Source organism: Streptomyces sp. NPDC020299 (genome assembly GCF_044387825.1).
Classification (GTDB): domain Bacteria; phylum Actinomycetota; class Actinomycetes; order Streptomycetales; family Streptomycetaceae; genus Streptomyces.
In genome coordinates this window covers 79,946-95,916 of sequence record NZ_JBIRWL010000001.1, presented here as the reverse complement: position 1 = coordinate 95,916, position 15,971 = coordinate 79,946, and the positions used below count along the sequence as shown (strand labels likewise).

Below are 15,971 nucleotides of genomic sequence, written 5' to 3'. Positions count from 1 at the left end.
CGTATCGTAATGCGGAGCGGGGCTCCGTATTTCAATCATGCCAGACGCCGCGCAGCACGGGCCACTTGGCCCCTCCGAGAAAGACATTCACCTCATGAGCGACACCACGTCCGCCGACGGCGGCAACGACTCCACCACCCCAGTCATATCTGTCAGGCCGATCGCACTGGCCGCCCCGGACCGCGGCCAGGACCTGCAGGTACGGGTCACAGCGCCGACGACCGGCCACAACCTGCCCGTCGTCGTCTTCTCGCACGGCATGGCCGTGACCATGGACGAATACGCACCGCTGGTCGGCTTCTGGGCCGCCCGCGGGTTCGTCGTCATCCAGCCCACCCATCTCGACTCGCTGGGCCTGCTCCCCGACGACCCGCGCACCCCGCTCATCTGGCGTATCCGCACCGCCGACCTGACCAGGATCCTCGACCAGCTCGGCACCATCGAAGCCGGCGTGCCCGGGCTGGCCGGCCGCATCGACCACGACCGCATCGCGGTCGCCGGACACTCGTGGGGCGCACAGACCGCCAGCATGCTCGCGGGCGCACGGGTCGTCGACGCCGACGGCACTCCCGGTGAGAGCGTGAGCGACTCGCGTGTGAAGGCGGCGGTACTGCTGTGCCTGCCCGGTACCGGCGGCGCCGACCTAAGCCCGCTCGCCGTCCAGTACTTCCCGTTCATGAGCCCTGATTTCGCCGAGCTGAAGACGCCGAGCCTCATGGTCGCCGGCGACCATGACCAGTCCCCGCTGACGGTGCGCGGTCCGGACTGGTTCACCGACGGCTATCGCCTCAGCTCGGGCGCCACCGATCTGCTGACCCTGTTCGGCGCGGAACACGTACTCGGCGGCATCCTGGGTTCCAACGACACGCGGACCACCGACGAAAGCCCCGAGCGTGTCGCGGTCGTCCAGCACGTCACCCTGGCGTATCTGCGTACCGCGCTGGGCCTCGACAACGACGCGTGGCCTACCGCCCGCCGGTCCCTGGCCGCGGCCGTCGACGCGCTGGGGAGGATCGACTCAAAGTGACCAACCCCCTCGCACCGGCCCGCAGGCCCAGTTTCGGAATCATGACCGCCCCAGCGCAGGTCGCCTACGACGACGTCCTGCGGGTCTGGCGTGAGGCGGACGGCATCCCGCAGATCGAGCACGCCTGGCTGTTCGACCACCTCATGCCGCTCGGCGGCGACCCGAACGGACCCACCTTCGAGGGCTGGACACTGCTGTCCGCCCTCGCAGCCCAAACCGAGCGGTTGCGGCTCGGGGTGATGGTCACCAGCAACAGGTTCCGCCCACCGGCCATGCTGGCCAAGATCGCCGCCACTGTCGATGTCATCTCCGGCGGCCGGCTCGAGTTCGGCATCGGCGCGGGCTCGCGGCCCGACGTGCCAATGGCCCGGCGTGAGTACGCCGCTCACGGCCTTCCCTTCCACAATGCCGCCCACGCGGTCAAAAGCCTCGCCGAGGCGTGCACGATCACCCGCAGTCTATGGACCGAAACCGCACCGTTCGACTTCCAGGGCGACCACCACCAGCTGACCGGCGCGTTCTGCAGCCCCAAACCCATCCAGCGACCCCACCCGCCGATCCTGATCGGCGGCCAGGCCACCCCGACGCTGCGCGTGGTGGCCGAGCACGCCGACCGCTGGAACATGCCCGGGGGCAGCATCGAGCAGGCGATCGCCCGCAGCGCGACGCTGGACCGGCTGTGCGCCGAGGTCGGCCGCAACCCCGCCGAGATCACCCGATCCATCATCCTGCCCGCCTCCTACGACCGACCCCAGGACACCCGCCACGTCGTCCGCGCGGCACTCGACGGCGGGTTCAGCCACATCGTCCTCGGACTCGACGCGCCCTACCCGGCCGAGGTCGCACGCCGGGTCGCCGACACCATCATCGCCCCCCTCTCCGACACGAACTGATACACCGAATCACGGTCCACAACGCGAGGGCGGCGCCACCGCTGCCCCTGAAACCGAGGAACCACCGATGACGAGGACCCACCCACCGTTCGATCGGGAGCTCACCGCAGTGGGGGTGGGACCGGAATGCGAGCGAAACGTGCCACACGCCAGCGGCCAAGTAGGTCACAGGCGCGAATCGGTGTCGTAGGCGGGCGGCGAGGACGTCCGCCGACTCGAAGAGGCGACAACGCGGACACTGAGGTTGTTTCATAGGTGTTCGCTCATGAAACACCCCGCCGCCCGAAGGCCCACCTGCGGCAATCATGTTTCATGAGTTGTTGCAAACGGCTGGACGTCTGAAACGCCCTCATGAAACGGTCTGGGGCGTGAGCGACGACTTCAAGCGCGTGGAATCGCACGCCTGCCCGATGTCCACCTGCGCCGCCCCGGCGGGCTCGCCGTGTCGCACCGGCAAGGGCGGGGTGGCGATCCAGTACCACACCGCCCGCTTCCGCCTCGTGCCCCAACTCGCCAAGGCGCTCAGCGTGCCGACCCCCGCCGTACGCAAGCCGGGCTCGGCCTGGACCGAGCTGCCCCGGCCCCCGAGCACCGGCGCCGAGCCGGTCGGACACGTACCCCTCGGGTACGCCCGCGCCTCGACCGCACGGCAGTCCCTGGACGCACAGCTCGACTCCCTCGCAGATGCCGGGGTAACCCGCATCTTCTCGGAGAAGATCTCCACCCGCGCCACCAAGCGCCCCGAGCTGGAGGCCGCGGTCAAACTCGCCGGGGAGATCCGCTCCTCCGGCGTGCGCGTCACCATCGTCGTCCACGAACACAAACGGCTCGGCCGCGGCATCGAACTCGCCATGCTCGCCGAGGAACTGAAGGCGAGCGACGTCGGCCTGGAGTTCCTCACCGGGGAACTGAAGGGCTCGCACGACCCGTCCGGCATCGTTTTCACCGTGCTGGCGGCCATGTCCGGTATGGAGCGCGAGTACATCCGCGACCGCACCCTGGAAGGCCACGAGAGCGCGCGGAAGCGCGGCAAGACCATCGGCGGCGCCAGCGTCGCAGACGAGTCCATGCTGTCCATGGCTCTGCACCTGCGAGAGCAGGAGATGAGCCTGCGCGACATCGCCAAGCGGCTCGTCATCACCACCGGCAAGAAGAAGGGCCAGCATCCGTCACCGGCGACCGTGATGCGGATGCTGCGCGAGCACGACGAGCAGACGGCCTAGGGACTCAAGATCATCTCCTTGCCCCTTTGACGCGTATCTCGGTCACACCCCTTACAGCGGGACATCCAACCGATAGCTGCACCCGCGCGTAGTCGAAGGGTCCGCAAAGCCACAGCTTTGCGGACCCTTCGACTACGCGCTCGGAAAGACGGGCGCCCGCTGGCCGGATCAGCTCAGCTGAGCCGAGAGTCCGCACTCACAAGGATTGTCACCGTCGGCCCCACGGGCGGCCCCTCGCCCACGTTCCATCGCCGCTTGTCGGCAGGTCTGTCAGCACCGCGCGGCGCCCGGACCCGCTGTTGTCATCGCGGCCGCGACGGCCCGCGCCCACGCCACCTCGTCCTGGCCCGGTGAGGAAACTGGCTGACTCTGCTATCGAACGGAGCCAGAGCCAGCGAGCAGGTCCTGGTCCGGCTCACTGCCGGCGGCGTGGTGCACGGTGTCACGGAATTGTTTGGGTGAGGTGCCGGTCACGCGGCGGAACGCGGTGCTGAACGCGCTCTCGGATTCGTAGCCGGTGGCGAAGGCGAGTTCGGAGATTGACCGGGTATTGCGGCGCAGGGCGTCGCGGGCCAGGCTCATTCGCCACTGGATCAGGTATTCCAGTGGTGCGGTTCCGGTCTGCTTCTTGAAGGAGGCGGCGAATGCCGAACGGGACATGCGGCTGATGTCGGCGAGCTCTTGCAGGGTCCATTTGTGTCCCAGATCGGCGTGCATGGCGCGCAGTGTGGCGCCGATGCCGTTGTCGTTGAGTGCTCCCAGCCAGCCGGTGGGCCGGTCGGTTTGCTCGGCGTGGGCGCGCAGCACCTGAACGAACAGGATCTGCGCGAGATGGTCCATGACCAGAGAGCGGCCGACGGCGTTGCTCTCCACCTCGCTGTTGAGCAGCTCGGTCACATGCGCGAGCAGCACGCTGCGCGGGTCGGTGGCCCGAACGTGGACGAGCCGCGGCAGGATATCGATCAGTATCGAGGCGTTGGGCTCGTCGAAGTAGAAGTACCCGCCGCACAGGTAGGTGTCTTCCTCGGCCTCGGAGCCGATGCGCGCCACCCCGTTCGTGGCGGTCTTCCACAATGTTTCCGCCGGCTGCGGTTGCGCGGTGAGGGTGCTGGCCATCCGGTAGGACGGCGGGTTGCCCAGGAGGTAGAAGTCGCCCTCGCGCAGGTGCACGGGCTCGCGCTCGTCCAGGGCCAGCCAGCATTCCCCGCGGACGACGCCGCCGATTTTGACGTGAGGGAAGGCATCGAACCGCAACGCCCACGGTTGTGTGGCGCGCAGGGCCGGGTCGACCACGGTGCGGGGCCGCAGCAGGCCGATGGCGCTGGCGATCGGGTCGCTGGGCCCGAGCGGAGCACCGGTCGTGGACGATGCGTAAGGAAGTTTGGACTTCACATTATGGATTGTAGCAATCCGCTCTCGCATTCTTGATCCAGCGGGCAAGCGGATTTTGCGTCGTCTGGCCCGTTACCAAAGGATTTCGTTCGAGCGTACCCGCGTAGGACGAATAAAAGGCATTGGGCTTCCGTTCCCGGGGGTCGAAAGAAGGGTCATGATGTCTGCCAACGACCTGCGCACGTTCTACCAGCGCTACATCGACATGCTCAACGCCCACGAACTGCACCGCGTGGACGAGTCAGCAGCGATGAAATCACCTACTACGGCGATCCGGCGACTCGTGCCCAGGCTCACGCCGCGCTGACCGGCGAGATCGAGGCGGTGCCGGACTTCCACTGGGAGCTTGAGGACCTCAAGGTCGACGGAGACACTATCGCCGCCCGGCTGACCAACACGGGCACGCCCGTGAAGGAGTATCTCGGCGTGGTTCCCACCGGCGCCTCGTTCGAAATCGTGGAGTACGCCATCTACCGGGTCCGCGACGGACGGTTCGTGCACATGACCAACCTGCACGACGCCGAGACGCTCAAGCAGCAGTTGCGTGCCTGACCTCCGCCGGCCGATCGGAGTCGGCATCGTCGGCCTGAGCGCGCGGGGAGGCTGGGCGGCCGGCGCCCACCTGCCCGCGCTGGCGGCCGTCAACGGAATGGAGCTGCGCGCGCTGGCGGTGAGCTCACCGGCTTCGGCGCATGCCGCTGGAGCGATGTACAACGTGCCTGCGTACACCTCGGTCGAGGAGCTCGCCGGCGACGACAGCGTCGACCTCGTCGTGGTCGCCGTCAAAGTGCCCCGGCATCGCGAGGTCGTGCTGCCCGCGCTCGAAGCGGGCGTGCCGGTGCTCACCGAATGGCCGCTCGCGGTCGACCTGGCCGAGGCCACGGCGCCGGGTCGCACAACAGGCGACCCGGCCCGCCACTCACGGCCAGCTCCTCCTTGAGCAGGGCCAGACAAGATATCCCCGCACAGCGCCATGCGCCTGCTTGAATGCCTCGGCCGAGACAGCAACGGGACACGCCACGCACCGCGGGCGGGACGCCCGTTCCTCCTAGGGCCTGTCTGACAATTCCCGTCGTCCGCCCGAAGGGCGGGCCCCGCGGCGTCTGGTGCGTGCGATCGCAAGGCGCCGGAGCGCCCTCGTGGCGGAGCCACGTGGGTGGTTCGGCAACGCGGCGAGCGTGCGTGCCAGGCGCCGCGGGGCAGGCGGGAATTGTCAGACAGGCCCTAGACCCCAACCGCCGCGGAGCGCAGCCGCGTTGGTGCGACAGAGCCCGTCGATGCAATCGCATCGTACAAAGAAGAAGATGGAGACCCCAGTGGGACAGCTCGACCACAAGACCGCCCTCATCGCCGGTGCCACCTCCGGCATCGGACTCGCGGCAGCTCGCGCGCTCGCCGCCGAAGGGGCATACGTCTTCTTGACCGGCCGACGCGAGGAACGGCTGGAGGAGGCCGTGGCGGAGTTACTGTAGGCGCGGACAGGGCGACGGGCATCGCCGCCGACGTCACCGTCCTCTCCGACCTTGACCGCGTCATGACCATCATCAAGGAGAGCGGTCGCGGACTCGACATCCTCTACGCCAACGCGGGCGTCGGCAGCGTCGGCTCCCTGGGCGAGATCACCTGGGAGGAGTTCATGTCCACGTTCAACACCAACGTCGGCGGCATGGTGTTCACCGTCCAAAAGGCGCTGCCGCTGCTCACGAAGGGTTCCTCGGTGATCCTTTGCGGCTCCGCCATCGATGTGAAGGCCGCCCCCGGCATGGGCGTCTATGCCGCAACCAAGGCCCCGTCCGATCCCTGGGCCGCACCTGGGCCGCGGAACTCGTCAACCTGGGTATCCGCGTCAACGTCCTCGCTCCTGGAGCCACCAACACGGCCGCTCTCGCCGAACTCACCGGCGACCCCGCAGCACTGATGGAGAGCCTGACCACGGCCACCCCCATGAACCGCATCGCCACACCCGAGGAGACCGCCAACGTCGTGGTCTTCCTCGCCTCGGACAACAGCAGCTTCATGACCGGATCAGAGATCTACGTCGACGGCGGCCACAGCCAGCTCTGAGTGGGCATTTGATGTTGATTCGCGCTGACCGTTTCATCAGGCTTCGCTAAGTACCTGACGCTGTCGGGGATCTTGACTTCCGCTCTGTACGTGCAGTGCGCGTAGTGGGAAGTTAGAGGGCCTGCGGCAGTCGGGCTGGTCCTCGGCCCAGGCGTTCTAGGGAGGATCGACCGTGCCCTCCGATGACGACATGCTGTGGCGTCGCTGCGCGCACCTGGGCCGTGTCCTGCTGCCTGTGGTGGACCAGGAGGCGTGGCGCCAGGCCCGCCGCCACGAGCACCTGGGAGCCAGGGGTATCAACATCGTGGACGGCGAGCGGCTGATCGAGGTCTTCGCGGCCCTGGCTGCTCATGCCGTCGCGGTCGACACTTCCGTGTCTGCCGCAGAACTGGACATCCTGCCTCTGAGTGCGGTGGCTGACGCGGCGACCGGTAAACGCGATTTCGAACTGCTCGCCGGGCTCCCGTACACCTTCGCCGACGGCCGCGACGAACTGGCCGTCAAGGTCTTCCGGCTGTACACCTACAAGGGCGGGCAGTACAGCCACCGACTTTTCCAGCTGAGCACAGAACTGCGCCATGCGCTGATCGTCCTCGCCGAACGCTCGCGAATGCCGTCTCCCATGTGCGGGCACGTCTTCTTCTGGGCGGCTGCAGCTGGCCTGCCCAGCGGTCATGGAGAACAGACGAGCTGATGTGACGCTGCACCTGGAGCACCTCACGATCACCCGCAAGACCGTCACCGGCCTCGCCGACCGGCTCCCGGCCGTCGCGCCGGACCTGCCCGAGCACCCGGACTATCCCCGCATCCTCGCCGCCTTCAACCACGCGACCGGTCCACTACGGGCCAAGGACGTCTGCGCAGCCCTCGGCCGCGAACTGCTGCCGAAGAACGTCGAAGGCACCCGCGCCAAGCTGAAACGCCTGGTCAAACTCGGGATTCTCACCGAGGCCGACACGGGCAGCTTCGCCAGGAAGCTATAGCTGACACAACCTCCACCAGCGTCCTTGCTCCCACCTCAGTCAGAAACGGACATCACCTTACGAACCGCCCTCTGAGTTGGGACGGTAGGGCTTGTCGAAGGCCCTGTTCGTCGCCAGGGGAGAAGCGCTCCCCGGGTCCAGGGCGCCGGGCAGAGCCAGGCGCCACCGGAGCTGTTGGTGCTTCACCTGCCGAAGGAAGATCGCCAGTGCGGCGGCCTCGCCGTTGACGCCCGCAGCCTTGACGGCCCAGCTTGCCTGGGCCCGGCAGAGCCGGCAGTGGCCGTCGTGGACGGGAACCTCGCGACGGCAGACAGCACATGTGCCAGGCGCCGTAGGTACAGCAGGCCCAGCAGAACCGGCCGGGCAGCTGCCCCCAGGCAAAGCAGCCCACGCAGGAGACCGCAGGCTTGTTGTCACGGATCTTGCTCATCGAGGCGGCGTCAGGCCGGCGGGAGGGATCGGCCGTCCCGGCGCTTGTGGATCACCGCCGGTGTGACAGTCCCCGCGCCGACTGCCGCTCGTCCGTCTCCGCCTGCCCCGGGCGTCCTCGACCCGGGTCTGCTGGACGTGGACGCATCGCATCGTGGCGGCGATCCACGAGTGTCCCAAAACCTCCTGGATCGCGAGTAAGTCCAGCCCGCTTCCGTAGAGTTGGGACGCGCAGAAATGTCGCAGGACATGCGGTGTCAGCTTCTTGCCCCACCCGGGCAGGTGCACTTTGGCCGCGCCCTTGGGCCCATTGCGCAGGGCATCGTCGCCCACCCGACGTGAGGAACCGTCGGCGTTCTTGCGCTCGGAGGGAATCAGCGGGGCGCCGGGGCGGGTGTGGTCGTCGTCGAACTGGCCCCAGAGGCTTCGGATCGGCAGAAAAACTTGCCATCCTTGTCACTTAATGACAGTGTCATTAAGTGACAAGAATGGCGTCCTCGTCTGACCGGGCCGCCCCCGCTCCCGATCCCTCGGCGCATCGCTGTCAGGTGGCGCTCGGCGCCCATGAGTACGCCGCTGCCGTCCTTGATTGGAAGACTCAGTGACTACCGAAGTTTCCCCTGTGAAGAAGCCGGAAGCGGTGACGATGCCGCCCCGGCAGGTGTTTCAGACCGTTTCCGGGCTGGTGGCCGGCTTGTTCGTCGCCATCCTCGCCGGAACCGTGGTGGCCAACGCGCTCCCCCGGATCACCGCCGAACTGGGGGCGAGTCAGGCCACGTACACCTGGGTGATCATCGCGGAGCTGCTGGCCATGACGGCCACCGTTCCGTTGTGGGGCAAGCTGTCCGACCTCTACAGCAAGAAGCTGCTCCTCCAGATGTCGCTGGGCCTGTTCGTGGTCGGCTCGCTCGTCGCCGGGTTCTCCCAGGGTGTCGGCACGCTGATCTTCAGCCGGGTGGTGCAGGGCGTGGGAGCAGGCGGACTCACGGCACTCACGCAGGTCGTGATGGCGGCCGTCATCCCCCCGCGGAAACTGGGCAGGTACTCCGGCGTCTTCGGTGCCATCTTCTCCGGCGCCACCGTGGCAGGCCCGCTGATCGGCGGTCTCCTGGTGGACACCTCCTGGCTCGGCTGGCGGTGGTGCTTCTTCATCGGCGTGCCCTTCGCGCTCCTTGCCATCGCGCTGCTGCAGCGCACACTGCACCTTCCGCACGTCCGCCGCGAGGTGAAGATCGACTGGCTCGGTGCCCTCCTGATCGTCGCCGGTGTCAGCGCGCTGCTCATCTGGGTCTCGATGGCGGGCAGCACGTTCGACTGGTACTCCTGGCAGACGGCCGCCCTGGCCGGTGGCGGAACGCTGCTGCTGGCGGCGGCCGTCCTGGTCGAGTCCCGGGCCGCCGAGCCGATCATCCCGCTGAGCATCTTCCGCAACCGCACCGTGGCGCTGACCACCCTGGCTTCCCTGCTGGTTGGTGTCGGCCTCTTCGGCGGCACCGTCTTCCTCTCGCAGTTCTTCCAGGTGGCCATGGGCAAGTCCCCCACGACCGCCGGTCTGATGAGCCTGCCGCTGATCCTGGGATCGCTCGCCGCCTCAACGATCGCCGGACACCGGATCAGCGCGACCGGCAGGTGGAAGCGCTACCTCGTGGCGGGCACCATCCTCATGACGGTCGGCCTCGCCCTGCTGTCCACCATCGGATCCCACACGCCTTTCGTCCTGCTGAGCATCTACATGGCCACCCTGGGGGCCGGCGTCGGCATGCTGATGCAGAACCTGGTCCTCGCCGCGCAGAACGACGTCCCCGCCGACACTCTGGGCAGCGCGACCTCCGTCCTGTCCTTCTCGCGCAGCATGGGCGGGACCATCGGCACCAGCGTCCTCGGGGCGGTACTCGCCCACCGTGTCGCCCCCGCACTGGCCGCCAGCCGCACGTCGGGAGGTGACACGCCGGGAGGCGGAACCGGGCACGCTGTCCCCGACACGACGACCCTGCCCGAGTCCGTACGCGCGTTCGTGGAAAACGCCTACGGCATCGCCACCGCCGAACTCTTCTTCTGGGCCACCCCGTTCGCTCTGCTGGCGCTGATTGCTGTCCTGTTCATCGAGGAGAAGCCGCTCAAGACGACCACCAGCACGGAGCGACTCGCCGAGGAGATCGCCATCACCGCCGCCGGCCGCGCCCTCCCGCCGACCGCGGACACACCCCGCGCCGACCTGGCTGCCGGGCGGCGGCGGCCGTGACGACGAGGCCGGAACAGCAGGGTGCCCGGGACGGTGGATCGTCCCGGGTACTTTTCGTGATCGGCTGGCTGGACGGGCTGTCGATGACGCCCCGCGCAGGCCAGTTCAGCGCAGTTGCCGACGGGCCGTACAGGCAATCTGCGGATCTCCGCCGGGCCCTCGGGTTCGCTGTTGGCCGTCAGGACAACGATGGGGGAGCGCCCCTCGTGGTCGGTCCCGTACTTGCCGCCCGCAGTTTCGCGGCCCCCGGTCGGCCCCTCCCCTGCCATGACAAACCGGGCCGTCGAGGGGACCGGCGCTGGGATGCTCGCTGGCTGGTCTTTGGCGTCACTAAATGTCATTCTGGCACCTACAGTCGGGAGCAGGGAGTAGTGGGATGACCGGTACGGCCTCGACCAAGGGGCGGGGCGGCATGAGTGATCAGCGGCGCCACCGCCTGCGTCTGGATGTCTCACGGGAGGCGTCCCGGCTCTTCTGGGCGCAAGGCGTCGACGCGACCAGCGGCGACCAGATCGCCGAGGCCGTGGGCCTGTCGACGCGCACCATCTGGCGCCACTTCCGCAGCAAGGAGAGCTGCGCCGAGCCCATCGTGATGCGGGGCGTGGAGTGGGAGATGTCCACGCTGCGCAGCTGGCCTCCGCAGCTCTCGCTGGAGGTGCACTTCGCCGCGGAGAGCCACCGGTTCGGCCGTGAGGCCAGTGACGTGGAGCGGCTGGACACCGCGCTGGCGATGAAGATGATCCGGCTGGCCGACACGGAGCCGGCCATCCGTACGGCCTGGCTGATGGCCTGCGACCAGGTGGAACGTGAGATGGCCGAGATCATCGCGGGGCGACTCGGGCTTCCGGCCGAGGACCTCGACGTACGCCTGCACGCCGCCGCCGCCTCGGCCGCCCTGCGGGTCCTCAACGAGGACATCGGCGCCGCCATCCTTGAGGGCGCCGACCCCCGGGACTTCGCGGACGCGCCTGCCCGGATCGCGCAAGCGGTACGCAGGGCCACCGGCGGAGCCGTGGGGGATCCCGTCACCACCTGAGCGACGACAACACGCCGGGGAACGGGACGACGGGTCCAGGACAACGGTTCTTGACCGCAGCAGCCCTGGCGACGGCGCTGCGCCCTGTCCGGTGCCCCCCGGTGTCTCCACGACGCGAGCCGGTCTCACCTGCCCTTTTGGAGGGCGGCGAGACCGGCTCGTGGTGCCGGTACCTCTCGGTGAAGGCGGATCAGCGCTGCTCGCGGGCCGGGGGCACGGTGATCGTGGCCGGGCCGGGCTTGAGCTTCGACGTGTGCGCCTGCAGATAGAGGTCCAGGTAGGGAGAGCGGTTGCCGTTGGTGACGACGTCATCGGCCGGGTCGTCCAGGGCCAGTTCGAGGCGTGCGTCCGTGATCTGGATCTGCTGCTGGGACGGTGTGTCGAGCCATTCACCGCTCTGGACGGAGCCGATCTCCACGGCCAGGGTGTGTCCGGCCTTCAGGGTCCAGTCGGTCGGCTTGAGGTCCAGGGACAGCTGGTCGGCGTCCAGCCGGGAGACCTGCTCGTCGAACATGACCGCAGTACCGTCCTTGGCCACGTCGTACAGCTTGACCATGACGTTGCCCTCACCCCGGGCCGTCATGGAGACCTTGGGGGTGCCGATGATCCGCGTGGACTTCGCGATGGGCTCGGACCACACGAAGAAGCCGGCCCCGTCGCTGCCAGCTGTCTGAGCCGTGCCCTTCGCCGCGGTCGTCGAACCGCCGCCGGTGTCCGTGTACGAGCCGTCGCCGAGCCGCACGGTGGTGGAGCGGTCCGCGGCCGGCCACGACTTCTCGGCCCGCCAGGTACCGGTGCTGTCCTGGACGGCGTAGTCCGGGTACGTGACCTTCGGCTCGACGCCCTTGAGGTGCTCGTCGAAGAAGGAGAGCGTCTCCTTGTACCAGCCCTCGCGGCCCATGGCGAGCTGCCCGTCCTGGGTGCGCTTGTCGCCGCGCACGTGATCCCACTGGCCGAGCCACCCGCGTTCGGGCCCCTCATGGTTGTCGAGGAACTCCTCCATTCCCTCTCCCTTGGTGTTGGGCTCGATGAAGCCCTGGGTGAAGAACAGTGGGGAGTCCGTGCCCTTGGCCCTCTTCGCCGGACTGCGGTCGGCCCAGTACGGGTCGTCCGGGTCGCCGACGGACGCGTTCAGAGAGTTGAGCGCCGCGCACTCCGGGTGCTTCTTCTCGTAGTCGGCGTTGGCCCGGTAGCGCTTGTCGTCGTCCGGCAACTGCGGGAGGGACGCGATGGTGTTGTAGGTGTTGGACGCGATGGGGGAGGTCCAACGGAACAGGCCGTTGGCCTGGAAATGCTTGTACGCGTCCCACACGGGCTCCTGGGCGACGACAGCCTTGAGCGCGTCCTGCTTCAGGTTGTTGCCGATGAGGCCGGTGTACGCGTCGAACGACATGCCGTACATGCCCACAGAGCCGGTGGACCACGACTGCTGTGCGCTCCAGTTGATCGCGGCCTTCACATCGGCCTGCTCACCGGGTCCGCCGAAGTCCAGGCAGCCGGTAGAACCTCCGAAGCCGCGCGTGTCCACCGCCACGAAGGCGTAGCCCTGGTCGAACAGATCGGTGCCCTTCATGAAGTCCTGGAAGCGCTTGGACGGCCCGGTGTGCTTCCAGCCTTCGGGCCCGAGCTCCCCGGAGTGCCCGAAGTACGAGCTCGCCGACAGGATGACCGGCACCTTCTTGCCCTTGGGCAGCTTTTCCGGAAGCAGGACGTCGGCGTGCAGTTCGGTTTCGGAGCCGTCCGAGGACGGGAAGTAGTGCTGCGTCCACCGCGCACCCTTCGGCACGCGCTTGTTCTCTGTGTGGGTGACGAAGTCGCCGGCGGTGGCGACGGCCGCCTTCTGTTTCTGCCCGGTGGCCCCGGAATCGGACCCCGCGCCCGCCTCGGCTGCGACCGTGCTGGTCAGCGTAAAGGCGGCCACCAGTACTGCAGCGGCATAGGTGGCCGCGGCGCGTTGCCTCATTCATGTCTCCCGAGCTTGCCTGTGAACGGATGTAGATCTGAGCGATGGGGCATGGCGCGAATCTCAACGCCCGCCACCGTGTCACTTAATGACAATGTCATTAAGTGACAGATCAGGCAAGCAGTGCCCGCCGAACCCCTGGTCGCGCCGGTCAGGGCTGCCCCGTTTGAGGTCCTGCGCCCGCGGCGGTCGCTGACGTGCCGCAAAGGCCGTCGGCGTCATCCGCTGTGAGCCCACGGCCGGGGGTCCGTACGGCACCTGCGGCGGGAGAGCCGTACCCAAGCGCCGAGCCCTGCCCTTCACCCCCACCCCGTGCTCCGCGCGGAACTCGACGCCCACACCCCCTGGGGCCGCGGATCAGGCCGGGCATGGAGGTCGAGCCTGCAGATCGAGAGTGGGCCAGGCCCGCCGGGCGCACCGATCCGGAAGTCCGCCGGCGGCCCAGGAGTGCCGCCGCGCCAACTACCGGCCGAATGGACCGCGGGGTGAGCGAACCGCCCCGCCCGACCGTGGACCGAAGGCTGCCGCCGGGACGCCGCCTGCTCCGCTTGCATGGGTGGCGCGCACCACAAGCGACGTGCGTTCGGCCAGCCATCCCCGAGCGAGCACTCGCACCTCTCCCACTCCGGACCGCGGACCCAAGGTGCGGCACCGGTCCGACAGTCGGAAGCTTCACGAGTGCACGCTTGCAGTCTTTGTCATTTAGTGACACTGTCATTAAGTGACAGGCGAGTCCTTGACCTCGCCTGCTTGCGACACCGGGCGCTGACCACAGGAAGGATCGACATGGCACTGCGGGAGACCCTCTCCGTCGAGGATTTCTTCGGGCCACCGACTCGCGCGAAGGCCACCCTCTCGCCGGACGGCAGGAAACTGGCGTACCTGGCGCTGTGGAAGAACCGCATGAACGTCTGGATCGAGAGCGTCGACGCGCCGGGGGACGCGCGGCGCGTGACCGCCGAGGACCGCGGAGTGGTGAGCTACCACTGGACCCGTGACGCGCGGTGGCTGCTCTACACCCGGGACCAGGGCGGCGACGAGAACCTGCACCTGTACCGCGTCGACCTGGCGGACCCGGACGCCCCCGCGGTGAACCTCACGCCCTACCCCGGGGTGCGGACCGTGGGCCTGGACCTGCCCGCCGGGCGGCCCGGCAAGGTGATCACCCAGCTGAACCTGCGCGACCGGGCCGAGTTCGACCTGGTCGAACTGGACATCGCCACCGGCGACCTCGCGACCCTCGCCCGGAGCCCCGGGGGCAATGTCGACGGGTGGCTGTACAGCGAGCGCGAGCTGTTCGCGGTGGCGACGACGGCGGAGGGCGATGTCGAGCTGTCCCGGTGGGACGGGGCAACGGGTGCGCCGGCCCCGGTGGCGTGGTTCGAGGGCGGCGACGCTCCGCTGGGGATCTACCCCATGGAGGTCACGCCGGACGGCGCCGGGGTGTGGCTGGGCTCGAACCGGGGGAGCGACCGTCTCCGCCTGGCCCGGCTCGACCTGGCCACCGGCGAGGAGGAAGAGGTCGACTCCCACCCCCAGTACGACCTGGACACCCGGGCACGGGTCTTTCCCGCCCTGCCCTCCCCCCTGATCCGCAGCCGGCGCACAGGGGAACTGCTCGGAGTCCGCTATCTCGGGGAGCGGCAGGTGATCCACGCGCTGGACCCGCACTTCGCCGCCGTACTGGAGAACCTGGAGAAGCTGTCCGACGGTGATCTCGCCGGGCTGTCCTCCGACGAGAGCGGACAGCGCTGGGTGGCCGGCTTCACCCACGACCGCGACCCCGGGGCCACCTACCTCTACGACCACACCACCGGCGAGAGCCGCCTGCTCCACCGGGCGAAGCCGCACCTCGACCCCGAGTCGCTGGCGCCGATGCGACCGGTGTCGGTCACCTCCCGTGACGGTCTGACGCTGCCCTCGTACCTGACGCTGCCGGTCGGTGTCCAGCCGTCCCGGCTGCCGCTGGTGCTGTTCGTCCACGGCGGTCCCTGGGACCGGGACAGCTGGGGGTACAACCCCGCCGTACAGCTCTTCGCCAACCGCGGCTGTGCGGTGCTGCAGGTCAACTTCCGGGGCTCCACCGGCTACGGCAAGGCCTTCACCAGGGCCGCCATCGGGGAGTTCGCCGGCACGATGCACGACGACCTCATCGACGGCGTGCGGTGGGCGGTCGACCAGGGATACGCCGACCCGGACCGCGTGGCGATCATGGGCGGCTCCTACGGCGGTTACGCGGCACTGGTCGGTGTCACCTTCACCCCGGACGTCTTCGCCGCCGCCGTCGACGTCGTAGGGGTCTCGGACCTGGCCAACTTCCTGCGCAGCCAGCCCGACTTCGTCAAACCGATGCTCGCCCACAACTGGTTCACGTACGTCGGTGACCCGGCCGACCCGGAGCAGGAGGCCGACATGCTGGCCCGCTCCCCGATCAGCCGCGTCGACCAGATCCGCACACCGCTGATGGTGGTGCACGGCGCCAACGACGCCCGCGTCGCCCTCGCCGAGTCCGACCAGCTAGTCGAGGCCCTCCGCGCACGAGACGTCCCCGTCGAGTACATCGTCATGGAGGACGAGGGCCACGCCATCGAGAACCCGGAGAACGTGATCGCCCTCTACACCGCGGCGGAACGCTTCCTGGCCGAACACCTGGGCTTCGAGGCCCACACGGCATGAGAACCCTCGGCTTCACGCCGTATGCCACCTGAAACCGAGCCGT

Annotated in this window: 14 protein-coding genes and 1 pseudogene; 12 read left to right on the top strand and 3 right to left on the bottom strand. The window is 68.4% G+C overall.

Annotation, left to right across the window (positions count from 1 at the left end; genetic code table 11):
- Positions 1-94: 94 nt before the first annotated feature.
- The 3 genes from ACH45E_RS00415 (at position 95) to ACH45E_RS00405 (ending at position 3,143) form a co-directional block, all read left to right on the top strand.
- Positions 95-1,027, top strand: a complete 933-nt coding sequence (locus tag ACH45E_RS00415; protein WP_361458193.1) for a chlorophyllase — start codon at positions 95-97, stop codon at positions 1,025-1,027.
- Positions 1,028-1,068: 41 nt separating this feature from the next.
- Positions 1,069-1,920: an LLM class flavin-dependent oxidoreductase gene (locus ACH45E_RS00410; protein ID WP_361458196.1), complete on the top strand. Its 852-nt coding sequence runs from the start codon at positions 1,069-1,071 to the stop codon at positions 1,918-1,920.
- Positions 1,921-2,288: 368 nt separating this feature from the next.
- Positions 2,289-3,143 carry a recombinase family protein gene (locus ACH45E_RS00405; RefSeq protein ID WP_361458199.1) on the top strand — a complete coding sequence of 285 codons (855 nt, stop codon included), beginning with the start codon at positions 2,289-2,291 and terminating at the stop codon, positions 3,141-3,143.
- Between the two features lie 372 nt (positions 3,144-3,515).
- Here the strand turns inward: ACH45E_RS00405 and ACH45E_RS00400 are convergent, their stop codons facing one another.
- On the bottom strand, positions 3,516-4,535 hold the full coding sequence (locus ACH45E_RS00400; protein ID WP_361458320.1) for an AraC family transcriptional regulator: 1,020 nt from the start codon (positions 4,533-4,535) through the stop codon (positions 3,516-3,518).
- 157 nt (positions 4,536-4,692) lie between these two features.
- On the opposite strand from ACH45E_RS00400, the gene ACH45E_RS00395 reads away from it, so the two are divergent.
- The 6 genes and pseudogenes from ACH45E_RS00395 to ACH45E_RS00370 all read left to right on the top strand — a co-directional run bounded on the left by ACH45E_RS00395 (position 4,693) and on the right by ACH45E_RS00370 (position 7,582).
- A complete protein-coding gene (locus tag ACH45E_RS00395; protein ID WP_361458324.1) occupies positions 4,693-4,842 on the top strand; it encodes a hypothetical protein in 150 nt (49 codons plus the stop codon).
- Complete coding sequence (locus tag ACH45E_RS00390; protein ID WP_399039927.1) at positions 4,791-5,087, top strand: ester cyclase; 297 nt, start codon at positions 4,791-4,793, stop codon at positions 5,085-5,087. Before ACH45E_RS00395 ends, ACH45E_RS00390 begins: the two co-directional genes overlap by 52 nt.
- Complete coding sequence (locus ACH45E_RS00385) at positions 5,080-5,475, top strand: Gfo/Idh/MocA family oxidoreductase (RefSeq protein ID WP_361458327.1); 396 nt, start codon at positions 5,080-5,082, stop codon at positions 5,473-5,475. The genes ACH45E_RS00390 and ACH45E_RS00385 overlap by 8 nt, the downstream gene beginning before the upstream one ends.
- Before the next feature lie 376 nt (positions 5,476-5,851).
- A pseudogene (locus ACH45E_RS00380) lies at positions 5,852-6,599 on the top strand (SDR family NAD(P)-dependent oxidoreductase).
- 172 nt (positions 6,600-6,771) lie between these two features.
- A complete protein-coding gene (locus ACH45E_RS00375) occupies positions 6,772-7,293 on the top strand; it encodes a hypothetical protein (RefSeq protein ID WP_361458121.1) in 522 nt (173 codons plus the stop codon).
- Positions 7,274-7,582 carry a hypothetical protein gene (locus ACH45E_RS00370; RefSeq protein WP_361458124.1) on the top strand — a complete coding sequence of 103 codons (309 nt, stop codon included), beginning with the start codon at positions 7,274-7,276 and terminating at the stop codon, positions 7,580-7,582. Before ACH45E_RS00375 ends, ACH45E_RS00370 begins: the two co-directional genes overlap by 20 nt.
- A 426-nt stretch (positions 7,583-8,008) precedes the next feature.
- Here the strand turns inward: ACH45E_RS00370 and ACH45E_RS00365 are convergent, their stop codons facing one another.
- Positions 8,009-8,299, bottom strand: a complete 291-nt coding sequence (locus ACH45E_RS00365) for a tyrosine-type recombinase/integrase (RefSeq protein WP_399039925.1) — start codon at positions 8,297-8,299, stop codon at positions 8,009-8,011.
- A gap of 358 nt (positions 8,300-8,657) precedes the next feature.
- Between ACH45E_RS00365 and ACH45E_RS00360 the strand changes: the two genes are divergently transcribed.
- Positions 8,658-10,253: an MDR family MFS transporter gene (locus tag ACH45E_RS00360; RefSeq protein ID WP_361458142.1), complete on the top strand. Its 1,596-nt coding sequence runs from the start codon at positions 8,658-8,660 to the stop codon at positions 10,251-10,253.
- 376 nt (positions 10,254-10,629) lie between these two features.
- Positions 10,630-11,289, top strand: a complete 660-nt coding sequence (locus ACH45E_RS00355; RefSeq protein WP_361458130.1) for a helix-turn-helix domain-containing protein — start codon at positions 10,630-10,632, stop codon at positions 11,287-11,289.
- 190 nt (positions 11,290-11,479) lie between these two features.
- Here the strand turns inward: ACH45E_RS00355 and ACH45E_RS00350 are convergent, their stop codons facing one another.
- A complete protein-coding gene (locus ACH45E_RS00350; RefSeq protein WP_361458133.1) occupies positions 11,480-13,252 on the bottom strand; it encodes a CocE/NonD family hydrolase in 1,773 nt (590 codons plus the stop codon).
- A 786-nt stretch (positions 13,253-14,038) separates the two neighbouring features.
- On the opposite strand from ACH45E_RS00350, the gene ACH45E_RS00345 reads away from it, so the two are divergent.
- On the top strand, positions 14,039-15,928 hold the full coding sequence (locus ACH45E_RS00345) for a S9 family peptidase (protein ID WP_361458136.1): 1,890 nt from the start codon (positions 14,039-14,041) through the stop codon (positions 15,926-15,928).
- The last annotated feature ends 43 nt before the right edge of the window (positions 15,929-15,971 follow it).

Bases quoted from the DNA above. Each gene is read 5' to 3' on its own strand.
- ACH45E_RS00415 (WP_361458193.1), top strand. From the start codon at position 95: ATGAGCGACACCACGTCCGCCGACGGCGGCAACGACTCCACCACCCCA.
- ACH45E_RS00410 (WP_361458196.1), top strand. From the start codon at position 1,069: ATGACCGCCCCAGCGCAGGTCGCCTACGACGACGTCCTGCGGGTCTGG.
- ACH45E_RS00395 (WP_361458324.1), top strand. From the start codon at position 4,693: ATGATGTCTGCCAACGACCTGCGCACGTTCTACCAGCGCTACATCGAC.
- ACH45E_RS00370 (WP_361458124.1), top strand. From the start codon at position 7,274: ATGGAGAACAGACGAGCTGATGTGACGCTGCACCTGGAGCACCTCACG.
- ACH45E_RS00360 (WP_361458142.1), top strand. From the start codon at position 8,658: ATGCCGCCCCGGCAGGTGTTTCAGACCGTTTCCGGGCTGGTGGCCGGC.
- ACH45E_RS00355 (WP_361458130.1), top strand. From the start codon at position 10,630: ATGACCGGTACGGCCTCGACCAAGGGGCGGGGCGGCATGAGTGATCAG.
- ACH45E_RS00350 (WP_361458133.1), bottom strand. From the start codon at position 13,252: ATGAGGCAACGCGCCGCGGCCACCTATGCCGCTGCAGTACTGGTGGCC.
- ACH45E_RS00345 (WP_361458136.1), top strand. From the start codon at position 14,039: ATGGCACTGCGGGAGACCCTCTCCGTCGAGGATTTCTTCGGGCCACCG.